The 18,901-nt window shown below is 54.7% G+C and carries 15 protein-coding genes; 4 read left to right on the top strand and 11 right to left on the bottom strand.

What is annotated here, in order from left to right; genetic code table 11:
• Positions 1-4: 4 nt before the first annotated feature.
• Positions 5-1,459 (bottom strand): conjugal transfer protein TraH, encoded by a 1,455-nt coding sequence (locus G7W63_RS08685; protein ID WP_166256248.1) that lies wholly within the window; start codon positions 1,457-1,459, stop codon positions 5-7.
• Positions 1,456-2,493 carry a conjugal transfer protein TraF gene (gene traF, locus G7W63_RS08680; RefSeq protein ID WP_166256245.1) on the bottom strand — a complete coding sequence of 346 codons (1,038 nt, stop codon included), beginning with the start codon at positions 2,491-2,493 and terminating at the stop codon, positions 1,456-1,458. The genes G7W63_RS08685 and traF overlap by 4 nt, the downstream gene beginning before the upstream one ends.
• Positions 2,494-2,678: 185 nt before the next feature.
• Here traF and G7W63_RS08675 point away from each other — a divergent pair, with 185 nt between their 5' ends.
• The 3 genes from G7W63_RS08675 (at position 2,679) to G7W63_RS08665 (ending at position 5,718) form a co-directional block, all read left to right on the top strand.
• A complete protein-coding gene (locus G7W63_RS08675) occupies positions 2,679-3,338 on the top strand; it encodes an LPP20 family lipoprotein (RefSeq protein ID WP_166256242.1) in 660 nt (219 codons plus the stop codon).
• Between the two features lie 34 nt (positions 3,339-3,372).
• A complete protein-coding gene (locus G7W63_RS08670) occupies positions 3,373-4,635 on the top strand; it encodes a hypothetical protein (protein WP_166256239.1) in 1,263 nt (420 codons plus the stop codon).
• 162 nt (positions 4,636-4,797) lie between these two features.
• Positions 4,798-5,718 (top strand): hypothetical protein, encoded by a 921-nt coding sequence (locus G7W63_RS08665; protein WP_166256236.1) that lies wholly within the window; start codon positions 4,798-4,800, stop codon positions 5,716-5,718.
• Positions 5,719-5,779: 61 nt separating this feature from the next.
• Here the strand turns inward: G7W63_RS08665 and G7W63_RS08660 are convergent, their stop codons facing one another.
• From G7W63_RS08660 to G7W63_RS08625, 8 genes are all read right to left on the bottom strand, one after another.
• Positions 5,780-7,822 (bottom strand): hypothetical protein, encoded by a 2,043-nt coding sequence (locus G7W63_RS08660; RefSeq protein ID WP_166256233.1) that lies wholly within the window; start codon positions 7,820-7,822, stop codon positions 5,780-5,782.
• Between the two features lie 43 nt (positions 7,823-7,865).
• A complete protein-coding gene (locus tag G7W63_RS08655; protein WP_166256230.1) occupies positions 7,866-8,480 on the bottom strand; it encodes a condensin complex protein MksE in 615 nt (204 codons plus the stop codon).
• On the bottom strand, positions 8,477-9,895 hold the full coding sequence (locus G7W63_RS08650) for a hypothetical protein (RefSeq protein WP_166256227.1): 1,419 nt from the start codon (positions 9,893-9,895) through the stop codon (positions 8,477-8,479). The genes G7W63_RS08655 and G7W63_RS08650 overlap by 4 nt, the downstream gene beginning before the upstream one ends.
• A complete protein-coding gene (locus tag G7W63_RS08645; protein ID WP_166256224.1) occupies positions 9,892-12,870 on the bottom strand; it encodes a hypothetical protein in 2,979 nt (992 codons plus the stop codon). Before G7W63_RS08645 ends, G7W63_RS08650 begins: the two co-directional genes overlap by 4 nt.
• Positions 12,867-13,715, bottom strand: coding sequence for a hypothetical protein (locus G7W63_RS08640; RefSeq protein WP_166256221.1), 849 nt, complete (start codon positions 13,713-13,715; stop codon positions 12,867-12,869). The genes G7W63_RS08645 and G7W63_RS08640 overlap by 4 nt, the downstream gene beginning before the upstream one ends.
• A gap of 120 nt (positions 13,716-13,835) precedes the next feature.
• Positions 13,836-14,834 (bottom strand): DNA replication terminus site-binding protein, encoded by a 999-nt coding sequence (locus G7W63_RS08635; RefSeq protein ID WP_166256218.1) that lies wholly within the window; start codon positions 14,832-14,834, stop codon positions 13,836-13,838.
• Positions 14,835-15,580: 746 nt separating this feature from the next.
• Positions 15,581-16,516 (bottom strand): hypothetical protein, encoded by a 936-nt coding sequence (locus G7W63_RS08630; protein ID WP_166256215.1) that lies wholly within the window; start codon positions 16,514-16,516, stop codon positions 15,581-15,583.
• A 164-nt stretch (positions 16,517-16,680) separates the two neighbouring features.
• Complete coding sequence (locus G7W63_RS08625; RefSeq protein WP_207308926.1) at positions 16,681-17,127, bottom strand: nuclease domain-containing protein; 447 nt, start codon at positions 17,125-17,127, stop codon at positions 16,681-16,683.
• Between the two features lie 153 nt (positions 17,128-17,280).
• Between G7W63_RS08625 and G7W63_RS08620 the strand changes: the two genes are divergently transcribed.
• Positions 17,281-17,589 (top strand): hypothetical protein, encoded by a 309-nt coding sequence (locus G7W63_RS08620; protein WP_166256212.1) that lies wholly within the window; start codon positions 17,281-17,283, stop codon positions 17,587-17,589.
• A gap of 31 nt (positions 17,590-17,620) precedes the next feature.
• On the opposite strand, the gene umuC is transcribed toward G7W63_RS08620, so the two are convergent.
• Complete coding sequence (gene umuC, locus G7W63_RS08615; protein ID WP_166256209.1) at positions 17,621-18,901, bottom strand: translesion error-prone DNA polymerase V subunit UmuC; 1,281 nt, start codon at positions 18,899-18,901, stop codon at positions 17,621-17,623.

The following is an 18,901-nucleotide window of genomic DNA, read 5'->3' as shown; positions in this document are numbered from 1 at the left end:
GTTCCTAGTTCATCTGGCCAGGGCGTAATAATTCGTCACTGCTGGTGCGTTTCATGATTCGGTCATATTCTTCCGCTAGCTGCGCAGAGTTTCCGTACTTGTTATTTTTGAGAATGATGTATTCCGCTGTAATTTCGTTTCTGCGTTTTAGAAGCGTTTTCTTAACGTTAGGATCGACATTATCGATTGCTGTCAGCCCGGCAGTTGTTTGGTCAATCGCTTCAATCGAGAGCTCATAGGCCATCTCAAGAGCAATCGAGTTTGCGGCTTTACTTGCAAAACCCTTTGCTGCACCAGGTGCTTTCAACGCCAGGTTGCGAATCATGGAGCCCTGAGATTCAGGAAGGCTGAGAAATACCCCGCGCTGTTCATCGGTAAACGTTCCGAGGTTGGTCATTAGTTTGTCGACAATGCCCGCGCTGGACGAGCTACCCACCAAGGCCTCACTGACGAGAACACCGAAGCCTTTGAAAGTAGAATCATCAACTGTGGGGTCTTCGCAGAACTTGGCCTCGTCTGTGGATGAGCCACACCGATATACTTGGAGGGGTTGCGGTGTTCCTGAGCCATCAGTGCCTACGCTTCCGGTGACCAGCGCATCCAGATCGAACAAAGGTGTCCTTTCTTTGGTCACGTTGACTTCAGCGCCGGTTTTATCAGCAGTGGAACTTTGTGATTGAAATTGTCCAGGTTCGGTTTGACGGGGAACGATTGTGAGCCCAATAAGACTGATAACGTGCTCGGCCAAATCTTGGTCCCCATCCTGAAACGCGCTGACTGCACCGCCTTCCATAAGCGCTCTATAAATAAAGTTGCCACGACGGTTGTCGTAGAAATCTTTTGTCTCAGGGCTTGTTCGGCTGTCCTCAGGCGTCCAGTTCGTTGACCATGACTCGGCAAAGTCTGACGCGGCACCAGAAATTGTGGCCGTCGTTCGGGATTCGGCATTTCGTGCCGCCTGAATGCCACTGGTGGTGTCGTTGATAAGGCCTTGTGCTAACTGGCAGGAATTACCCATGAACTCGTTCAGCGATTGCATTTTTTTCTGGAAGGTCTCGATCCAGGCAGCCGCCTCCGGATACACAGCGTCCAAAGCCAACTGGAAGGCATAGCCCTCAGCGTTAGAGGCGATCTTTTGGAGAGTGTTCACAATTTGCTGGCCATCGATAAAGCTGAAGGAACCACCGTTCAGATCGATGCCCCCGCAGCCTCCGGACGCGCTGGGGGGAACCCAGGTCGCTACGTTTTGATCGACTATTGGTGTTCGCATCGACACACCGCCGAAGGCAACACCGCCTCGTGTTTGGGTTTTAAACGTGCCAGGAGCGGTGACATTGGCCATACCGCTGAACATGGTTTCCATCTGGTCCTGCATCCCTGCCTGCGCTGGCAAAACGCAGAGAAGGGCTGAACAAGTAATGGCTGCCTTTATCGTAGATTTTGAGAAAATTGCCATCATTTGTTGAGCTCCTGTCTGATAATCCGCATTAACTGTTCTGGGGGAATGAAACCGTTTTCATCCGTGGTCTCAGGTTCAGCGTTGGCATAAGCGTTCGGAGCTATCACCCCAATGAGGTCATCCTCTTTCTTCAACTGGTTCTGTGTTGCCATATAGGCCTCATCGGAAATAGACCCGTGCATCTGAGCAACCATCAAGATGCGGTCTTCCATTAGTGGCCTGGCAAACATGCCTACGCCAATGGGGCGGGTGGTGTTGTCGTCAAAGGCGATAAAGGTGGCTGGGACTTGCTTAACTCCCATCACTTGGGATTGGCCCTGGTCCATAACCGCTTCACCCAGAACTCCCTCGGGGAGAGGCGATCCGTCAGTAGAAACTGCCAGAACATCTATCCCGTAAAGCTCGTTGATAGCATCGAGGGTTCTAGCTTGTTCCATCGAGTATTGGCTTGAGTTGTAAAAGAAGATCAGACCAACCTTCTCTTTGACTGTGCCCAGGAGCTCCTTGCGGGCTTTCTTAGTCTCAGCCTTCATCCGAAGCGTTCCGGACGTAGTAGTTGGAGCCGTGGAGTTAGCATCAAGAACAGGGTCTGTAGTAACGACTTCCTTCCACACATCAGCAAATTTTGCTGAGCGGTTCATTGCCATCTTTTGCACGTAAAGAAAAGCGCTCACATTCTCGGGCGTGGGGTTCTCCCAGGCCTTATCTTTGTATTTCTTGATATTGGCTCGAAACCATTCAGCGCTCATGGCGTCTGGTGGGGCTGGTTGAGTCTGTTGTGCCGGGCTGGGGCTAGGGGCAGGCTCGACAGCTTTTGGCTTAGCCAGGGTCTCAACCTCTTTCTCTGGCGGTTTTTTAGGAGCAGGAACTTCATCCTCAGGCTCTGGCTCTTCTGGTACAGGCTCATACCAGAACCAACCTTCCTGGTCTCGCTCCAGGAACCGGCCATCACGTTCTGGGTAATCGAGCTGAGAAGCTGTGGTAAAACCGCTTGCGAGCAGAGCGGCCATTAAGGTCATCAGGAATTTGCTCATAGCTAAATCGTCAGGTCTCGAATGTATGCACCACTATATGAAAATCATGGTTACCGGAGGCTCAGGGTGGCTGCGAAAAAACCGCACTTACTTGAAGAAAGGGCGAAAAAAGACATCCATTCGGGGTTGCGTTTTTGAGAGCTGCGATAAGCTGTTTATAGATAAATTAAAACGAGGAGTAAGCCATGAAGATGAAGTTCCCGGTGATCGCTACTGTACTGTCTGCGCTTGTAATGACTGGCTGTGCATCAAACCCTAGTGCTCTGGATCTGGCAGAACGTCAGGCAGAGTTTGAGGCGAAGCGTGCTGATCTGCTTGCGGAAAAACTGGAGCGTCAGAATGAGAAGCTGGAAGACAGCCTCGATAATTTGCCGGGCTGGGCCATCGAGCCACCGAAGCCAGATATTACAGGCATTTATGGGGTTGGCATTGCCGAATCAAGCAATGTTGCGGTCGTAATGAAGAAAGCACGCCTTCAGGCGGAGTACGAGCTGGCTCAGCAGATGCAGCAGGAAATTAGTGGTCTGGAGCAGCAATTCACTGAGGACAGTGCTGGGAACGAGGCCAATCTTCGATTTGAGAGTGCTGTAGAGCGCTTTGTGAACTCGGTAGAGATCGCGGGCCAGGAAATCGTTGAACAGGAGATCAACGTTGCCGATGGTAAGTACAACGGCTATGTGCTGATGCGGCTGAGCTTCGATTCTATGGAAAGAATGCTGGAACAGCGGAACAAAATGGAAGGTTATGACCGGATGAAGGTCGCGTTCAAGCAGCTTCGTGAGCGGATTGAGGCAAGCGAAAAGACCACCAACATTATGGGTAAGGCAGAAGCTGGCGGCGCGTAAGCGTCACTGGCCCCGGCCTGTGTCGGAGGTAGATATGAAAGCGAGCAATCAAAGCACAAGCAAAACCCTTCTAGTTGTCTGGATGGCCACTCTGTTGGCGGCCGCGATTGGTCTGAGTACAGCAAATTCAGGTAGCAGCTGGTCTAAGGCGGTGTCGGTAAGCTTTCAAATGGGTGAGGCGGACTCTCGTCTCACCGCTCTGGAGGGTGCTCGTGAGAAGTTGCGCGAAATGGCCCTTAGCCAATCGGGAGCGTACGTTGAGAGCCAACAGATTCTGTCTGACGAACGTTTTTCGGAATCACTCAGGTTGCTCAGATCTGCTTTTGTCTCTACCTCCGATGAGAAGGTGCATGTTCGCACGGACGCGGCTACCCAGGTTACGACACTCCATCTGGATGCAGTTGTCGAGGTTGATACCAGTGTCCTTCGGGAACGAGTGCAGGCGCTGGCGGTAAACAGCGTGTTTCAGCAAAACCTGGAGACATTGCGTCTTGAAGATAAGCGTATTGCGGAAAGCATGGATCGCCTAGAGGTCAAGGTTGGGCGGCAGGGTGCCCATAAAGCACTGCTTACCGACTATCAGCAGGTATTGGTTGAAGCGAAAGAGCGAGTCCTTCAGAGGGTTGCTGCTCTGGGTATAGACGACCAGGTAAGTTTGCTCGATAAGGTCCAATATAGTGCCGGCATGCTTGAGCTGGGCAAGCTCACTGCCATGGAAAAATATTATCTGGACGTGATCACGCCCTTTGTGGCGGACTTGAAGCTTGAGGCTGAGATTCTGTCAGCTGAGCCCTCGCAGAGTGTCGCCAACACCAGTGAAGTCGCTGTGAGGATGAAGCTAACGTATGCTCCAGCAGCAACCTTTGCCCTTGCCAGCGTGAATGCGGAGCTCGTAAACATTGTTGAGGGTGATTTCTGGCTACCGAAGCAGAGCATCACAATGGGTTCGCTAAACCTGTCTGCTTATGAGAATTGGGTAGAAACCACGCTGTTCAACATGCCTCTGCTGGCGGTCGTGTCGCTAGGTAATCACCAGGCATACTATCCGGTACTCGGAAATAGAGGCGCATTGAAGTCAGAGAACGGTCGAGACCCATGGGGTTACGAGCTGAGCTACATGAATAAAGCGCGGGCCTCTGAATTTGCGATGGCTCCAGCGTTTAAGCGAGTAGGCCCCAATAGCTCTCCAAGAACCATCGAACACACCTACACGTTCCAGGTAACGAATGCAGAAGCGGCGGTTATCACCAATGTCGATGCAGCATTGAGAATAATCCGGGCAACACCAGAAGCATGATCGACAGACCTGAACATCCTCAGCCGCTCCTGGTCAACCAGCAGCGGTTTTTTCTTCAATGGCAGTCGATTTTAGAAGAACAGCTGATAGAGCATCTTCTATAGCTTGCCCGAAGTGATAAAATACCCGCAATACAACAATTTACATTCCTGAGGAATCAATGTGAAGGCAGTCGTTGGTGTTGTATCAGTTGTGTCTCTATTAGCGTTCTCCATGTTCGTCAACGGTTCGGAGCCTGTAAGGCTGGAGCCAACCACGACTCCCATTGCCGCCAAGTGGAAGTCAGACAACTTTGAATTTCTCTTGTATGCAAAATGCCAAGTAGATTTCGACGGTCTTTTTACAAAGCGTGGCTGCCCCGGTGCCTCCTTGTTTGTTTCTTCCTCACTGACGTTTGACGATCAGCGGAAATCGGCAATTACCAATAACTCAAACGGGGAGAGCAAACTTCGGAGTTCCGACATACGGTTCGAAGTCCTAGGGAATATCGTCGATGACTGGAGAGTTGGACCTCGTGTTGGTTATTCAAAACGCTCGCGGGAAGATTTGGTAACAAGTCTAAGCAACGACCCAAAAAGTACAGTTACTATGACATATCCTGTGGGGACGATTAGAGATGTCCTCCCTCCGACGGTGGTGTGGAATAGCAACGGGACATTTACGGAGACGAAAGCTTCAAACCGCAATGCCTATCTTACCGAAACCTTCCAACTCTCTGGATTCACTGAGGCATTAGAAGACATCGAGAGTGCGGCTTTCAGGGACGCACAAAAGGAAATGTACTTTATTAACGCTTTCCTTTCAGCAATTTACATCCTTCTTGCTGTGTTGGCGGTCGTAACGATCAGGTTCGTCAGCAAGAAGGCCGTTGCAGGTACACGTAAATCGGCAAGCAAGCTGGAGGAATCCTTGAAGGAACGTCGTATTCAGAACGAAACAAAGTCGCTTCATATCCGCGAGGAAGCGCATCGTCGGTTCGAAGCAGAGAAGATAAAGAAATTGATACAGGAAGCGCTTGAACAGGACGATCATGCCAGCGCTCAGGAGCTAATGGCTAAACTCCGCAAGGCCCAAACGGAATAGCACATCGATCTTGGCGGTGGGAGGATCAGATCCGGGGGCCGCCACGCGCCCCCAACAAGGTTTACTCAAAGTCGAAATCTGGCTCCAGGGCTTGTTGCTGCTCCAGCCACTCTTTCAGGTGGCCAGGCAGTAGCAGCTCATACCGGGCGCGTGAAGCACCGATATAAATCATCGACAGGACGTGGGCCTGTACTGACGCGCTGAAGATCCGGTTTTTATCCATGAGCAAGTCCGGAGCCAGCATCACCCGATCAAATTCGGTGTTTCGAGCGTGTTCCGCCAGCCCCAGCAGGATCGTTGCCTTTTCAGGCGTCGTGACAACTTCCAGAGCCTGTGATAACTCGTTTTGCCGATCTTTACTGCCTGAGAGCATGGCCTCGACACGGGCGAACGCCCGGCTGCTTCCTCTGTCCGCTGCAAGAGCCTCCCAGTTCGGGTACCGAAAAAGGGCAGGGGACTGGCCTCGTTTGCCCTGAAAGAACAAACCGATCAGCGATGCATTGAAGTTGTAGAAGTCGTAAGTGGAGCCCGACAGTAGAGAGAAGGGTACTTTGGCTTCTCGTAACCGGTGGAACCACTCCGTTAGCTCAAACAGATCTGAAACCAGCACCGTGGTTTTCTGCCGTGGTATCGGGGGACGCTCAGGGTCGTAGTAGCTGATCCGGGTCCGCATGTGCCGGGCCCCCTGGAGAATGACCCGCGTCTGTGCCGGGTGGCGTTCAATCAATGTGTTGAAAATTCTTTCCACCTGGTTGCTGGCTCGAACCGTCAGGCCGATCTCAGATTGCCTTACAGCAGCCTTTCGTCTTGGTACAAAGCCTCGCAGTCGCTGATGTGGATCACCCATTGTCTGGATGGCTTGAGGGCTGTTGTCGAGCAGCTGGGTCATCGGTGTCGTTAGGTCATGGCCCTCATCGATAAGGACGTGAGTGTAGCGCTCGGGCACGGTGAAGCCCCGAAGGGCACAATACTTAATCAGATGGTAGGCCCGCACCGGCAGCTGGCTATCGAGATCAGCAGGTTCTGTTGTCTCGTCCCAAAGCTCCTGAGCGTACTGCACCAGCTGCAGCCGATCGAGATCAGTAAGGTTGTCTCGAACGGTGGGGAGGTGGCGAAGCTGCAGCTGCGGCTGGCCGGACTGGCAGAAACTCCGAACGGCTTTGGAAGCAATGTCCGCCACTACATCGGGAGACAAGGTTCCCACGGGCCCGATCTGTAAGCGGCGGGCGATCTCACCGAAGGAAAGCATGTAATTCGGGTCACGGCGCTTACCGGGACGCCAGTGCGCCGGCAAGGATTGAGAGGCCATGATTTCGCTGGCCATCTGACCAAAGGTGCGAGCCTGGGTCTCGGGCGCATCGAGTCGCTTCATCAGGCCGCCCAACTGCGCTTTGGTCAGAGCCAGTACCACGGGCACAAATTCGGGGAATTCCGAGAGCTCCGCCAGCATGTGCTTGGCCAGAAAGGTTTTGCCCCCGCCAAAATAAGACATCAGGTTGAGCGATTCGTCGGGCTCGCTTTTGAACTTCTGGTAAAAGCGGAACTGTGGATCAGTGAGCTTCAGAGTGTTTCCGCCAGCTATGGGCATTTCCCGCGTAAAGGGGTTACGACGGGCATGCTGGCGGCTGGTGAAGGTGAAGTCCCAGTTGCCCTCGTCGTCGATAAAATCGGGCATGGGCTCGGACTGCCGGCCAATGATAGTCCGGAAATCCGTAGCATCGGCGAAGGGGTCACTGTCCAGTTCACTCTGACGAAGTACGTCTACACTGTTGGGCCCGAGTTCGCGGGCCCCCTCAGCGAACGTATCCAGATCGATCTGTTGGGGTATTGCCTGGCGAAGTGCCTCTTCCTCATCGATGCCCTTTACCGAGGCGAGTAAACTGGCAAGCACCTTCTCCAGGGACGCGGGCACAGGCTTCCCCTGTTTGAGGATCAACGGTACTTGCTGAATCAAGACGGCACTGATCAGGGCTTCGATCGGCGCATGTTGCGCCCATTCTTCGATCTTTTCAGATATGGCGACCTGGTCACGATCCCTGCGCCACTTCACCAGTGTATTGATTTGCAGATCGGAGATCGGAAGGATCAGTTCTGGAGCGTGCATTTATGATGTCCTGTGCGCCTGGCCGGTTGGCCTTCTCTGAGGTCTATTCACTTGGCTGATATTCGATGAAGATATCATCGAAGAACGCCTTCCCGGCCTCGGCAAGCACCAGATTCCCTTTTACATTGAAGTAGGCTATGTCTCGATCCACCAGAGCCACCTTTGCCGCCTCTGGGAGCGGCTGATCCATCTTGCATGCCTTGAGGATCTGTCTAAAGATCGGGTTGTTACCGATGCTTTCGAGGATCTCCCGAGAGATGCCGGCATCAGGAAGCGTCAAGGCTTCGAACATGAATCCCTTCTCAAGCACACCTCGACCCAGCACCAGTAGCACCCCCTGAATCTGCCGGATGGCGCCAGTGCTTTCATGATCCCTGGTGTCATCATCGTTTTGAGCCTCAGAGAGAGAGCGAACGTAGAAGAAACCGGGGCGCTGTACCAACTCCATTCCCATGTTGGCGTAAGCCTCGACGTAGTATCGGTCCCGCTCCTTGAAGAGCTCGCCGAACAGGGGGCTGGGCGCTATCTGCCCATCCACATACTGGGTCTGATTGATGACCTGGCCCGCAGTCAGTTTGCGAAAAGCCTCCTGACTCAAGCGACGATTGACGACCGGCTGTCCAGAGTTTGCTTCTTGGGTAAGGGCGATGTCGCTCATGCAGTGATCTCCTTGGCGGGGGCTTCCCGTGGAATAAGGGGGTGGTATGACAGTGCCAACTCGCCGTGGGCAATTTCGAGATGCTCGAAGCGGGCATGGAACTTGAAGTCCGGGAGAGCCATCACCCAGTCCAGGGCTTCGAGAAGGTCGTTGAGGGTGTAGTCCTCAAGGTGACTGCATAAGTGATCATGAAGAAAGGCGTGAAGGTCTTGGCAGTCATCCGGGATAGTCCACGTTTCGAGTAGCGCCTGGACCTCGTGTTGGCGCAACTGTTCTTGCAGCTCGGTCTCTGAGCGCCTCGCTCGCGCTGGGTCTACCGTAACAGAGCCGGCTTTATCGAACTGGTTGCGTAGCTCCTCGATGCGTCGATCTGTGAATTCCTCAATATCGGCCCGGTGGTCGATGTCGTGCCAGTCCAGGCGGGCAAAGCGCATGCGCTTAATTCCCACGAAAGTACCTGGTGACTGGATGGCGGGGTGACTAATGGGAATGTAGAGATTGCGGAAGCTATCATCATGACGCTCCTCCGTGGCGAGCCGGATGGTATTGAAGGCTCGCTCGATGGCGTCGTATTGCTGCCGCTGCTGACGGTCCTGGCGGACATAACGCTCAAGTGAAAGACGTAGAGAATCGATGTCCTTGACGTAGCTCTGTATGGCGTTGGCTGAAAGCTGCATCTCTTCATTAAGAGCTGGATGGTCGCTTTCTCCGGCTAGCTTGGCGATGCGGCGTATGGCCGTGATCGCCGGAACACCCTTCTTGAAACGCGTCTTTGGGTCGAGGAAGTCGAGCGCCGGCAAGATATATCGCTGATAGATGTTGTTGATGTTCTCTAAAGCATTGCGGGTTTCCGCCGCACCTTCGAGACTGCCAGCATCCTGATGCTCCACCTGATCCGCCAAGTGATCCCCTTGAGCTTCGAGTGCCGCGATGCTTTCCTGCATCTTGCCGAGGGTGTCCTGTATTCGACGACGGAGCAGACGTAGCTCATCTTTGAAGTCGTCGTTATTCAGGTCGAGGGGCAGTTCCTGGAAGGCCGCCAAGCTCTGGTTGAGGCCGTCACGTAGATTCTCAAGCTCCGCCTGGCTCAATCCTCGCATGCGCCCGACATCAAAGTGGCGCAACATGTCGACAACGAAGGGTGCCAGCACCAGTGTGCCGCGAGCAGGATCTTTCCGGATGATCAGCCTTTCACGCAACAGATTCTCTTCCGAGAGGGTGTAGCGGATGCGCTCACGTTCGCGGTCATTGCCCTTGGTGGCCTCAGTCTGGATAGCTTGGCGCACAATGGAGCGGTAGAGCCGGGAGGGGATCTCAACATCCCCGTCATTCTCTTCGATGTAAGCTACCAGCTGGGTAAAGAGTTGACGGTGCTCGATCATTTGCTTGAGTACGAAAGGCGACTTGATGTTCACAGGTCAGTCTCTTCTTCCGGAAGGGGAGCGCCGGCGGTCCGCCTGACGGGAGCCCCCCTGCGGGCAAGTGTCTCGCAGAGACCGTGGTGCACGACAGTGCGATTCTCCGCATAGGCCTGGGTTGCGTGGAATAGACCGAGGTGGACGTAGTTGCCGAGCACCTGAGTAATCTTTGAGTCTCGGTTGGGATTGGCCACGAACAGGCAGTAGCCGTGCTGCTCGGCTATCTGGCGAGCGGTACGCATGTTTTGGGTGGCCAGAGAGCCGAACTCGTCCATGACCAGTGGCATGGTCACTTGGGCGTCACCGTCCATCAGGCGAGACATTAGCACCGAGAGCAGGTTGGTCGTGATCATCATTGTCGTGCCGTTAGACTGGGCATTCGTTGTCCAGCCTTCCTCCCCGCGTTTGCGGTACTTGTAATGCACTCCAGCCAGGATCTTGTCGAGGCTGAGCAGGATGCCTGTACGCCGGGCGTCCGCATTAAAGAAGTCGGCCTGGAAGGCCTTAAGCTGCTCGTATACCTTGTTGTCCTGCAGTTCGTCGCTGAGGAGGTCGGCCTTCTCAAGGTCGGCCAGGAGCTGTTCGAAGCGTGGGTGTAGCTTGTAGTCCACCCGCACCTCCTCCAGGTCAGAGATCGAGAATTGGCCCATCTCAGCGTTGATTCCGCTGATGAAGGCGGCCACCAGTTGTTTGGCACTTCGCAGGATCTCGACCTGGGAGTGCGTGGTCTTGTTGTGGCGATCGACCTGATGGCGGTAGTTCGCCTCCTGGGTGTCGAGATTGTCGAACACCGCCTTGAGCTGTTCGTGGAACTCGGCTACCTGATCACTGATGAAAGAGCTAAAGTGGGCGTGGCTGTCGGCATTGGACAGGATGTTCATGGTGAGCAGGTTACGGAGCTGATCGTGGACCTTGTTACGCTGTACGCCCAGGTCATCGACATTCTTCTCAAGGGCATCGATACTGGCCTCGCTGATATCGCAAGGGGTCGGTTCGATCACCTTGTGGCGCCCTTCGAGGACGTTGTTGGCGTCTTTGCCGATGAGGTCAAGACGCTGCCGGATCGAGCGTACCTGCTGGGCCTGGCTCTTAAGGGTTTCACGGCGCTGCCGCGCTTTATTGCGGTTCTCATCGGCTTCACGCCACTCGGTATCAGCCTTCTCGTACTGGCGTTTTTGCTCTTCCAGTTTTTGCTCTTTCTCGTGCAGTTCGCTTTTCACGCTCTCTACCTTTTGGAGGTTGGCATCGAGGGCGTTGAGGGCGTTCTTATCCTCCTGAGTCTTCTCGATTTCCCTCTCTGCCTGCTGGCGGCGCCGAGCTATTTCCTCCGCTCCCATGGTCGCCTCTTCCAGTAGCCTGTCACGGTGCTTTTTATCTTGGGCGATTCTCGCTTTCAGTTCGTTCAGCTGGCTCTGCATATGCTGGCGGGTCTTCTCGGCGTCATACTCCTGGTATGCAATATCACTCAGAGCGATACGCTCCTGGTGGTGGCCTAACACCAGGTGGCCATCTTCCGACAGGAACTGTTGACTGAACTTAATGAAAGATTGTTTCTGCTCGGGAGTGAGCACTCCGTGGGTGGTTCCCAGTGAGCGGTTCAGGGAGTTTAGGATACTGGCATCACCCACGGAGAGGTCGTCCAGCAGGGTAGGGGCGCGATTGGTGAGCTGTTCTTCCAGCCGCTTGGCTTGGCGTTCATTGCTGTTTAGTCGATCGCAGATCTCGGCGTGTCGCTGTTGGGCCACAGCCTTATTGTTGTAGCCCTCTATGTCTTGCTTCTGATCGGCGATGTGCTCATCCAGGCTTTCTATAATTTCCTGGCGAGGCATGCCGGGAAACTCGTTCAGAGTGGCGTATGCTGCATTGATGTCCTTGCGTAGGCCCTCTACCTGTTTGCCGGTGGCCTTCACATCGAATTCGAGATTCCTGACCGAATTATCGGTGTCTCGTTTGATGCCACCAAGGGCTTCTGCTCGGTTTTCGGCTTCCGTGACGACCTGTGAGGCTGTCCCCAGCGTCTCATGTAGGCGTCGCTCCTCGACATCAACGCTTTCGTTAAGATCCGCATACGCCTTGGCCGTTTGGCCGCGCAGTTGCGTCTCAACCTGGAAACTTTCGTCAAATTTTTCCCAAATGTCGGAGGTGTTGCGGATGCGAGTGATGCGGTCGCCTTTCTCACGAAGCTGGTATGCCTCTTCTACGATAGCATTGAGGTCGAGCTGCAACTCTTCTTCTTTACGACTCTTTTGGCCCTCGATGATGGTGGCCAAGGTATCCGGCAGGGTGCGCTCGTCCGATGCGGAGATATCGAAGGCAAGGTGCACCAGCTTGCGCCAGGCGTCCATCTCTCGCTTGCCGGCGCCGTTGCGCAGGGGCAGCAGGCTGTAACGTCCGGCCTTTTTATCGTAGGGCTGGTTGGTGAACAGGCGCTCCAAAATGGTCTTCCAGTCACTCAGCGGCTCACCGCCCATCTCACGCAGTGCCGTCTTCACCCCTTGAAGGGTCATGCTCTCGACCGGAGCGCCCACCCCACCGCTACCGTCAGCATCGACATTCCAGAACAGCGGTTCGAGCCTTGCATAAGGGCAAGGCACCACCAGGCGGGCGTATTCCATCTTGTCGGTGGCCCCGCCACGATGTAGGACAATACAGAAGTCGCCGTGAGGGTTTTCGGCTTCGAGAATGATGAAGGTACGGTCTTCCGGGAAGTAGTAGCGAAAGCTCGCCATCCCATCATAGAGATTACCGTTGGTACCCCGAAAATTGAACTTGCTGCCGCAGTTTCGGAAGTTCACCTCCGGTAGGAGGAACAGCTTCAGGGCGTTGAGCATGGATGTCTTGCCCAGGTTGTTCTCGCCGAAAAGTGCGGTGTGCTGGTCGATGCGGATCTGGGTGTATGCATAGGCCGCGCTGTTGACGAAGACCAGTTGCTTGAAGCGGAAGGTATCAAAGGTATCAAAGCCCAGATTCATTGGGTGGTCTCCGTAGTCGACACGGGTAGAAAGTAGGTTTCCTGTTCGAGGTGCTTACCCGTCGTGTGGATCAGGCCACCTACATGAGCGCAGGGCGGGGAACGGCGTATATGAATGGCTAACTGCTGGCGCTGCTTCATATTGAGTTCTCGCGTGGAAGCACTCAGGCGCTCCCGAAGATCCCCTGGTGCCAGAAAATAGAGGGCAGGGAGGCCTCCCCGCTGGTGAAGCGTGTCACACATGCGAATACCACCGGGGTCGGGATCGAACAGGCAGCCGATTTCCTGGTACTGCTGAAGAAAAGGGGTAAGCAGGCTGTTGGTGATGCTGTTACCACTGCCGTAGAGGATGTCAGCTTCCTGCCAGGCCGGGCTTAGCCCACAGGCAGGGAGAAGTGACAGCGTGCCATCAAGGCTCAGGAAGTTCTCAAGGTTCTCGACGATAATCAGTCGAGCGGCCGGAGTGCTCCCCGGTGCAGCACTGATCTCGCCTTGGTCATTCACCAGGACTACCTGAGGGTGTGGTTGGCGGACGCTACGCAAACAGACCATAGCGCCACTGACGCGAGCGCCGTGGCTGTTACCCATGAGGGACTGGTCGACACGAGCGACTTCATGACGCTCGCCGGCCACACGTTGCCACTGCGCCAGGGCCTCTTGATCTACCCCCGACCATCTCACAAGGTCGCGCCGAATGTGCGATCGAGTGGCGTTGGCAAGCAACTGATCGATGGGCAGACCGAGCTGGGCTGCGACCTGGTGAAGTTTAGGCTCAGGCAGGGGTTCTTCTCGCGATAATTTATCGAGATAGCCCAACAGCTGGCTCCGCGAAATGCGTCGTGCCACAATTTTTACTCCAGACCTAAATTCGTGGGTATCCACTTCTTCAGTTGTTACCGACTTTATTACCATGCCACACCTCGTAGCGAATTTTGTTCGCCGTATCCCGCCACGAGGAATCCTCACTCAACTCAAGGCTTCGGGCTGGACCGGGAAGACCGGCAACAGCCAGGATATGGGCTCATCCGAGGTTTTCCGTCCTCCGCGCTTCGCCCGTTTCTTTCGCTCGTCGGCATCGTAGATCCCCAGCTGGCCGATCTTAACCGGCATGGCCGGGTTGAGCACGATCAGCGGAGTGTGCGCCTCTCGCAAGGTCACCGGCTGATCGAACTTCTTTTCCTTCTCCCAGCGCTCACGCCGGGCCTCCCGCTCGGCGGCTGAAAGGTGACGACGGATGTTCACCATGGGGCGGACCACCAGCTCTCTGCGATGGCGCAATTCGGTGGACGCCGGCAGCGACTTCACCCGGTTGAGCTCCTTGGCAATGTTCCACTCCCACTGAGCGCGATCCATGGCCTCGGGCGGCGCGTCATTTGCCATTGTCTCGATGCGTTTGCACACCTCTTCCACGGTGACCGTCTTGATCTCCGTCTTAACGCCCCAGGTAAAGCTGAGGCTCTGAATGACCGGGGTGGATGGCAGTACGGTGTACTGCCGGATCAGCTGGAGCGTCACCAGCATGCGGTGATGGCTGTGCAGCAGCTCGAAGCGATCGTTGCGATTGCCCAGCTTGGGGATGCGCTCTTTGACCTGGTCTTTGAGCGCGTTGGCCTGTGCCACCCGGCGCTGGATCAGGTCCGCCTTTGTCTCATCGCAACGAAGCACGATCGCACCGGGGGTCCGGGCGACCGCCTTGGTGGAGTGCTGGCCATCGCCATACCAGTCGGTGAGGGCGAACAGGGCCCGCTCGAACGCCTTGGTACCGGAGAAATGTTCAGGCTCGATGCGATCGGGCTCGGCCTCATCCTCGCCGATCTTGGGCCGGGGGACGACGGCTACCTTCGCTTGCGCAACGTCGCACTGACGCAGATCGGAAATGAGGTCGGCGCACACGCCTTCCAGCGCCTCGATGCGCTCGTTGATTTCCGCAATCGCCTGCAGCTGCGCTGCGTTGTACTGAGCCATTACCACCCTCCGGTCTGTTTCGATACCTCATAATATACCAACATGCACTAACGTTATCTACTAAAACCAGCCTGCAACCCCGCGTTATTCCTGCCATTTCCGAGGTATTCGCCCCTTTTGTGGGAGGGGTCGGTGCGTTCCCCAGCCCCAGGAAGAAAGAGTAAGAAAGAGAAAAATAGAAGAAGAAAAAAGAAAGAAAAGCGCTGGCGCGGCCATGAAAAGGGTGCGGACATGCTGGGAGTTGCGGGCCTTCCCTTCGGGAAGGTATGTGCATGTTGGTATATTATTTATTGATAAAACTACCTTGCCCGTCACTTGCCAGGGAAGGTTGATAACGAGCGCTCACCAATTGGCGTTCGATGGCTCAACGGCACGGTCTGGGGGAGTGCGATCTGAAGAACTGGTGGGCAACCGAGAGGAGGTTGAGCCCGACCGTACTACCGATTTATGACGCCGTCTGGCGTTGCGGGACAGGTAATAAATGGGGGCTTTGAGGAGGAGCAACGCCCTTTGGTGCTGTAAAATGAGATCGAAATAGATGACCACAGTGCGACTGGCTGGTGGTAATACGGTTCAGATCGATTCGCTAAGAACCGATCGAGGCGTTGCATATTGCCCAAGCGGGCTCTGGTGGTGCTTAAGCCGCCTCCGCAATCATGATGAGCCCCAGGTCCATGAGTCCGGGTAACGAGTCAGCGGGGGATGGATAGAAATGACCAGCCGAGGAGGCGGCTGGTCGGAACGAATCAAATACCCAGTTCAAATTCACGATCGGGCGGCTCTACTTCGTGGACGCGCCCACAGGGAATGGCCCTTTTGAGATCCTTGAGGTAGTCGAGGCAGTAGATCCGGGTGTGCTTCGAGGTTCTGGCCGTGAACTCGAACCAACGCTTCGCCTTAGGGAAGTTCCCGATTCGATAATAGCCCTCCGCCAGCTCGTATGTGACTCTGTGCAGGACTCTGTTGGTATGAGTGCCCCACTCAAAATAGACTGATCCATGTTTTGGAAAATCTGAGGGGATGGTTTGAATCACCGCCGCTTCGAACTGATCAAGCAGATCTTCAACAATCCCAAACTGACCACTATTACGAGCAAGGTAAAACAGGTGTTCGATGACGAACAGATTTTCAGGTTCAGCGTCCAGGCGCTTTATCAATTCCTCGACAAAAGGCCCTCCCTCGAGAAGCCCTCGTTCCCAACATTTGTATTTTTCAGAGATGTCGTCCCATGCGGAGTCCGAGCGATCCGAGGGGAACCAGCGCCATTCGCTGCGCCCGTTAAAGGGGTCAGTCCAGAATACGATTCGGTTACGATCAAAGGATTGTTCTTCGAGTAGCGGCGACAGAGGATTCGCTGCGGAAACCCTCAACTTTACGACGGCCTGACGGAGCACCAAATCAATTAGAGGAGTGAACTGGTTTAAAGCCGCTGTCTGGTAATCAATTCGCTGCCTTTGCTCCTCGGCAGAGCAGGCTTCATCGAGAGGAGAGGGGCTTTGAGAGCCCTTCTTGGTTACTCGGCTTAGTTCATGCCAAGAGTCATAGCCCAGCATTACTGCAGTAACATTCTGAGCATCTGAGAGCTTCGCTGCTGGGAAATGACTTACTTCTGGCGAGAAATACTTTTGGACCCGCTTGGCTGCTTTTTTGGGTAGGGTAAGCGAGCTAAAGAAGATACGCATGACAGTGACTCCCACGGGCAGAAGGCTAGCTCACTTAACCTCGCCCTGGGAAAAAGGTATTGGCAGAGGTTTAAATCGCCCTGTCCGTAAGACTTCGCCAGTGTGAGCGGCACGATTTGGGCTGACCGTTGCTCCAAGTATAGACCCAATTTTCGATGCCATACCTACGCAGCTTCAGAGATTATGATCAGGCCCAGTTCAATGAGAATGGGTTGTGTTTTGATGACGCCCTGCAGGTGGAGTAAATCTCGATCCACACGCGTCGCTGTCTTGACGTAACCGCCATCGAGCCAGGCGTGACAGTCGCTGCAGACATACGCAGCAAACATATCGTGGTGCTTGGACGACATTCCACCGCCATTCAGGTGACCGAGTACCGTGGTTTCGGGATTGAAATTACAGACGCCCGGCACACGCACTGTGCAGTCCTGGCCCCTGGCGCTTTGCTGGATCTTCGTTAGCTTTGGTCGCGGGGTTTTCTTCATCGCCGTGCGCTTGATAGGTGGCCGAGGTTTGGCCTGGCCATCGGATTTTATAGGGGTGCTCCTTTTAATTGGGCCCCCACTTTTCATTTGCGTTTTACTCCGCAATGGCGTTTTACGCTGAAGCATGTCGGCTACTCCAATCACTGGCTTGAGGTCGATCTTTGATTTGATCGTCTCACGACATCTGGAAACGCAACCCCAGCGAAGCGGGCGCTTCAGCGTGTTGCATTTTCGCGGAATTGAATAGACTGTTGGGAAAGACCACAAACGGAGAATGTCGTGGCCATGAACCAGGCGAAGTACACCATCGAGCTGATCACCGACTTTTTCATCCTGATTCGGGACATCGATGCCCCGGAATGTCCTTCTGTGACAAACGATGCCGATCGGGTCGTGAAGGACATCCACCTGAATGTAGCGGATTTGTCTCACCGGCACGTTTACTATCAGGATTTCATGGGAAATATCGATGAGCTAATGCAGCAGAAAGGCCGGTTTATTGGGTTTGGGCCTTGTTCGGAGCCACAGCGGCGAATGCTGACGGAGTACCTGGGAGCTGGAAATGCGACGGAGACACAAAGCCAGTAGGGCGGGCGGGTGACCGCCAGCTCATGGTTGATCAGCATTTAACTGTTGGGATGTCTGCCCAGCGTGTCGTGTAGGCCGGCGACAGGTTCTCACGACGCATTTCCCAGCTCTTGTTCTTATGGATCTGACGACCGAACTGAACAGAGTTCTTCCCCGCAATGCTGTTGATCCTATCCAGCGTGACCATCAAATCCTTGTCCCGCTGTTCATCTTCGATCTGACTGAAGAAGTCGGACTGGTTGGCACCAGGTGTCCGAAAATCCGACAGATTGATACCGACTTTGTTGTACCGGTACCCATCTCGCCATAGCTTGCGGGCCAGGTCGACGGCGTGCCGGGTAATCTCGCGTGAGTCTGCGGTGGGAAAGGGCAGGGCAATGCCCTTCTGATTGGCGTATTGGTCGGTGGCCCGGTATCGGCTGGTCGACATGAACACGGAAAGGTAACCGCACTCCCTTCGCTCTCCACGAAGCTTTTCTCCTGCCCGGCTGGCGTGATGGGACACAGCAGACAGCATGGAATCGAGATCGGTCACAGGAGAACCGAACGACTTTGAGCAGACAATTTGCTGCTTGGCCGGGGCCACCTCAAGAATATCCGTGTGGCAGGGCACCCCGTTCAGTTCTCGCACCGTGCGCTCAACCACAACGGAAAAGTGCTTACGAATCCACTTGGGGTCCGCATCCGCCAGCTGCAGCCCCGTCCTGATACCCAGGGCTTCGAGGCGCTTGCTAAGCTTTGATCCGATGCCCCATATCTCGCCTGTTGGTGTCAGGCTCAGTAGTCGTCGCTGCCGGACCTGGTCGGTCAGATCCACGACTCCATTGGTTGCCGGGTATTGCTTGGCTCCGTGGTTTGCCAGCTTTGCCAGTGTAGGGCTGGGGGCTATCCCAACGCAGATCGGTAACCCGGTCCATTGTTTCACCAGGTCTTTCACCTGATGCCCAAAGTCCTCATAGGACACAACAGATTCGATGCCTGTCAGATCCAGGAACGCTTCGTCTATTGAATAAGGCATTACCCTTGGCGAACACGCTGATAGAGCCTGCATGAAGCGAAAACTCATGTCGCCGTACAAAGCATAGTTAGAGGAGCATACGACCAGGCCGTTCTTCTCGATATGCTCTCGCAGCTCGAAGATCGGCTGCCCCATCTTGACCCCGAGAGCCTTGGCCTCTTTATTTCGGGCGACCGCGCAGCCGTCATTGTTACTGGCCACGATAACGGGCCGGCCAACGAGGGTGGGGTCGAAGACAGACTCACATGCCGCGTACATGGCATTGACATCGCACAGTGCGTAGACCTGCTTCAT

Source organism: Marinobacter salicampi, assembly GCF_011074795.1.
Classification (GTDB): Bacteria; Pseudomonadota; Gammaproteobacteria; order Pseudomonadales; family Oleiphilaceae; genus Marinobacter; species Marinobacter salicampi.
Note: the sequence above shows the minus strand (reverse complement) of the source record. Positions and strands in the feature narration are given on the sequence as shown.

What these genes read in the sequence shown, in the direction of transcription:
- G7W63_RS08635 (WP_166256218.1), bottom strand. Translation starts at nt 14,834, where the DNA reads ATGGCTCAGTACAACGCAGCGCAGCTGCAGGCGATTGCGGAAATCAAC.
- G7W63_RS08645 (WP_166256224.1), bottom strand. Translation starts at nt 12,870, where the DNA reads ATGAATCTGGGCTTTGATACCTTTGATACCTTCCGCTTCAAGCAACTG.
- G7W63_RS08625 (WP_207308926.1), bottom strand. Translation starts at nt 17,127, where the DNA reads ATGCTTCAGCGTAAAACGCCATTGCGGAGTAAAACGCAAATGAAAAGT.
- G7W63_RS08655 (WP_166256230.1), bottom strand. Translation starts at nt 8,480, where the DNA reads ATGAGCGACATCGCCCTTACCCAAGAAGCAAACTCTGGACAGCCGGTC.
- G7W63_RS08675 (WP_166256242.1), top strand. Translation starts at nt 2,679, where the DNA reads ATGAAGATGAAGTTCCCGGTGATCGCTACTGTACTGTCTGCGCTTGTA.
- umuC (WP_166256209.1), bottom strand. Translation starts at nt 18,901, where the DNA reads ATGAAGCAGGTCTACGCACTGTGCGATGTCAATGCCATGTACGCGGCA.
- G7W63_RS08670 (WP_166256239.1), top strand. Translation starts at nt 3,373, where the DNA reads ATGAAAGCGAGCAATCAAAGCACAAGCAAAACCCTTCTAGTTGTCTGG.
- G7W63_RS08660 (WP_166256233.1), bottom strand. Translation starts at nt 7,822, where the DNA reads ATGCACGCTCCAGAACTGATCCTTCCGATCTCCGATCTGCAAATCAAT.
- G7W63_RS08685 (WP_166256248.1), bottom strand. Translation starts at nt 1,459, where the DNA reads ATGATGGCAATTTTCTCAAAATCTACGATAAAGGCAGCCATTACTTGT.
- G7W63_RS08630 (WP_166256215.1), bottom strand. Translation starts at nt 16,516, where the DNA reads ATGCGTATCTTCTTTAGCTCGCTTACCCTACCCAAAAAAGCAGCCAAG.
- traF (WP_166256245.1), bottom strand. Translation starts at nt 2,493, where the DNA reads ATGAGCAAATTCCTGATGACCTTAATGGCCGCTCTGCTCGCAAGCGGT.